The following is a 3370-nucleotide window of genomic DNA, read 5'->3' on the forward strand; positions in this document are numbered from 1 at the left end:
CGTGTTGCACATCACCCGAGCGGACCCTAAGAGAAACGCCAAGCCGCAGCAACGCAAGAGATGAGAGCCGATGATCCCCCGTTATTCCCGCCCTGACATGGTCGCCATCTGGTCCCCCGAGACGAAATTCCGCATCTGGTTTGAGATCGAGGCGCACGCCTGCGATGCCATGGCCGATCTGGGTGTGATCCCGCGCGAAAACGCACAAGCGGTTTGGAAAGCAAAAGACGTTGAGTTCGACGTCGCCCGCATCGACGAAATCGAAGCCGTCACCAAGCATGACGTGATCGCGTTCCTGACCCACTTGGCCGAACATGTCGGCAGCGATGAGGCTCGTTTTGTCCACCAAGGCATGACGTCCTCGGACGTGCTGGACACCTGTTTCAACGTTCAGCTTGTACGCGCTGCAGACATTCTGATTGCGGATATGGACGGTCTTTTGGCTGCCCTCAAGCGCCGCGCGATTGAACACAAAGACACCCTGCGCGTCGGCCGCAGCCACGGCATTCACGCCGAACCCACAACCATGGGCCTGACGTTTGCGCGGTTCTACGCTGAAATGGACCGCAACCTTGCGCGTCTGAAAACCGCCCGCGCCGAGATCGCGACAGGGGCCGTATCCGGCGCCATCGGCACCTTTGCCAACGTTGATCCCCGCGTTGAGGAGCATGTTTGCGCCCAGCTTGGCCTCTCGCCTGAGCCGATCAGCACCCAAGTCATCCCGCGTGACCGCCACGCTGCATTCTTTGCAGCACTTGGTGTTGTCGCCTCGTCGATCGAAAACGTCGCGACAGAAATCCGCCATATGCAGCGGACCGAAGTCCTTGAGGGCGCTGAGTTTTTCTCGATGGGTCAAAAAGGCTCCAGCGCGATGCCGCACAAGAAAAACCCCGTTCTGACCGAGAACCTGACAGGGCTGGCACGCATGGTCCGCTCCGCCGTGGTTCCCGCCATGGAGAACGTGGCCCTCTGGCATGAGCGTGATATCTCCCACTCTTCGGTTGAGCGGAACATTGGCCCCGATGCCACAATCACACTTGATTTTGCGCTGCACCGCCTGACCGGCGTTATCGACAAAATGCTGATTTTCCCTGACAATATGCTCGATAACATGAACAAATTTCCAGGTTTGGTCATGTCTCAGCGGGTTTTGCTTGCGCTTACGCAGGCCGGTGTCAGCCGTGAGGATGCCTATTCCATGGTGCAACGCAACGCGCTCAAGGTCTGGGAACATCGCACTGATTTCCGCGAAGAACTGCTGGCCGACCCAGAGGTGTGCGCCGCCCTTTCCGTTGAGGAAATCAACGAAAAGTTCGACATGGGCTATCACACCAAGCACGTGGACACGATTTTTAAACGTGTTTTCGGCTAGGCTGCGCGCAAATTTGGTGACAAATGAGGGAAATCTGCTAGCTTCCTTAGCGTAAACCGCAACAGGAGACGACAATGAAGACGTGGAAGACCCTCTCTATCGCCGCCATCCTGGCAGCCGCGCCCAGCCTTGCGCTTGCGTATGAATGCAACAGCGCCAAGCAGGCCGCGATGTCGTGTGCCACTGGGACTGTTTGGGATGCCGCAAGCCGAAGCTGCGTGACCGCAATCAACAGCTGATCCCGCACCACATACTCGCATCAAGGCGCGCGCTGGGGGACCGGCGCGCGCTTTTCATTTGTATGGCGGATAAAATTGACCTAAGCCCCCCACGCCCATCACGGGCCAAGAACCGAAGGACCGAACCATGACGGCAAAAGTATTCATCGACGGCGAAGCTGGCACAACGGGGCTGCAAATCCGCGAACGTCTTGAGGCGCGCGACGACATCACACTGATCTCGGTGGATGCTGCCGAGCGCAAATCGCCCGAAGCCCGCGCCGCTGCCTTTGCCGCGGCGGATGTGGGTATTTTGTGCCTGCCCGACGCCGCCGCGATTGAGGCTGTCGCGTTGGCCGGCGACTGCCGGATCATCGACGCGTCAACCGCGCACCGCATCGCCGAGGGTTGGACCTATGGCATGCCCGAGCTGCCCGGCGCGAAAGCCGCCATTGCGGCCTCTGACCGGGTGGCCAACGTCGGCTGTTATGCCACGGGCTCTATTGCTCTTTTGCGCCCCTTGCGCGATGCAGGCGCCCTATCCGCTGACTACGTCGCGACCCTGACGGGGGTGTCAGGCTACACAGGTGGTGGCAAAGCATTGATCGCAGAATATGAGGCCGGCACAGCCCCCGATCATTTCCTTTATGCCACGGGTCAAAACCACAAACATGTGCCAGAAATCATGGAATACGGTCGCCTTTCCCAGACACCGTTTTTCCAGCCCGCCGTTGGCAATTATGCCCAAGGGATGATTGTGCAGCTGCACCTATCAGGCGCCGACGTCTCCGCCACGCAACTGGCTGAAATCTATGCTGCGTTCTATGCCAGCGCGCCTTTCGTGGATATCGTTGACGCCCCAGATCGGCTTTCTGCGACGGCGCTGAATGGGACCAACCGGATGGAAATTTCGGTCTTGGGCAATGGCGCCGACCGCATCACTGTGTCGGCCACATTGGACAATTTGGGCAAAGGTGCCAGCGGTACGGCGGTGCAAAACCTCAACCTGATGATCGGTGCGCCAGAAACCGCCGGGCTCTAACAAACGGGTTGTTTCAGGCGCGCGCGCCCTATGTGTTGGAATGATAACCAACAGGAGCGCGCGCCATGAAGACCCTCTTTGCCCTGAGCTTGACGGCTATTTTGAGCCTGCCAATGACCGCATTCGCCGCCGGGTCCGCGGTGCCTGCCGCGACGAACCCAAACAAGGATTGCAAAGCAGGTGAGGTGTTTGACGCCAAAACCAAGACCTGCGTCAGCAGTCAAAGCGGGTCCCTTTTGGATAAAGATCGGCTGAACGCCGCGCGGTATTTTGCCTACGCTGGCGACTACGACGCGGCAAGCTTGGCCCTTGCAGCGCTCAACGCGCCAGACACAGCCGACGCGTTAACGCTTCGCGGGTTTGTCGCACGCAAAATGGGTGATTTTGACACCGGCATGGCGCATTACACGGCGGCACTTGCGCTAGATCCAAACCATTGGCAGGCCCGCAGCTACATGGGGCAAGGCTTTGTTGAAGCAGGCAATTCCGACGCGGCACGGGCGCAACTGACCCTGATCCGCACCACGGGCGGGCGCGGCACTTGGGCCGAGGTGTCGCTGCGCCAAGCCATCGCAAGCGGCGCGGGCTATAGCTATTAGTGCACAATAACTGCGTCACATTCGACGTAGTTTGGTTCGAGCTTGGGTCGCGGCGTTGACCAAACTTTAACCTTGGCCCGCCAATATCCCCTCAGACACTCATGAGGGCAAACTTGGTGGTACCAGCGCAATCTCCCAA

4 protein-coding genes are annotated in these 3370 nt (G+C 59.1%); all 4 read left to right on the plus strand.

The window, feature by feature from the left end; genetic code table 11:
• Positions 1-70 precede the first annotated feature (70 nt).
• The 4 genes from purB (at position 71) to AC4GMC_RS17820 (ending at position 3231) form a co-directional block, all read left to right on the plus strand.
• The gene (gene purB, locus AC4GMC_RS17805) at positions 71-1372 is read left to right on the plus strand and encodes an adenylosuccinate lyase (protein WP_038002517.1); all 1302 of its coding nucleotides are present in this window, start codon (positions 71-73) and stop codon (positions 1370-1372) included.
• A gap of 74 nt (positions 1373-1446) precedes the next feature.
• The gene (locus tag AC4GMC_RS17810) at positions 1447-1611 is read left to right on the plus strand and encodes a chitin-binding domain-containing protein (protein ID WP_116903986.1); all 165 of its coding nucleotides are present in this window, start codon (positions 1447-1449) and stop codon (positions 1609-1611) included.
• Between the two features lie 127 nt (positions 1612-1738).
• Positions 1739-2632 (plus strand): N-acetyl-gamma-glutamyl-phosphate reductase, encoded by an 894-nt coding sequence (gene argC, locus AC4GMC_RS17815; protein ID WP_487877213.1) that lies wholly within the window; start codon positions 1739-1741, stop codon positions 2630-2632.
• Between the two features lie 65 nt (positions 2633-2697).
• Positions 2698-3231 carry a tetratricopeptide repeat protein gene (locus AC4GMC_RS17820; RefSeq protein ID WP_487877214.1) on the plus strand — a complete coding sequence of 178 codons (534 nt, stop codon included), beginning with the start codon at positions 2698-2700 and terminating at the stop codon, positions 3229-3231.
• Positions 3232-3370: the final 139 nt, after the last annotated feature.

The organism is Thalassobacter sp. (assembly GCF_982993085.1).

Coding starts and splice junctions, on each gene's coding strand:
- purB (WP_038002517.1), top strand. CDS start 71: ATGATCCCCCGTTATTCCCGCCCTGACATGGTCGCCATCTGGTCCCCC.
- AC4GMC_RS17810 (WP_116903986.1), top strand. CDS start 1,447: ATGAAGACGTGGAAGACCCTCTCTATCGCCGCCATCCTGGCAGCCGCG.
- argC (WP_487877213.1), top strand. CDS start 1,739: ATGACGGCAAAAGTATTCATCGACGGCGAAGCTGGCACAACGGGGCTG.
- AC4GMC_RS17820 (WP_487877214.1), top strand. CDS start 2,698: ATGAAGACCCTCTTTGCCCTGAGCTTGACGGCTATTTTGAGCCTGCCA.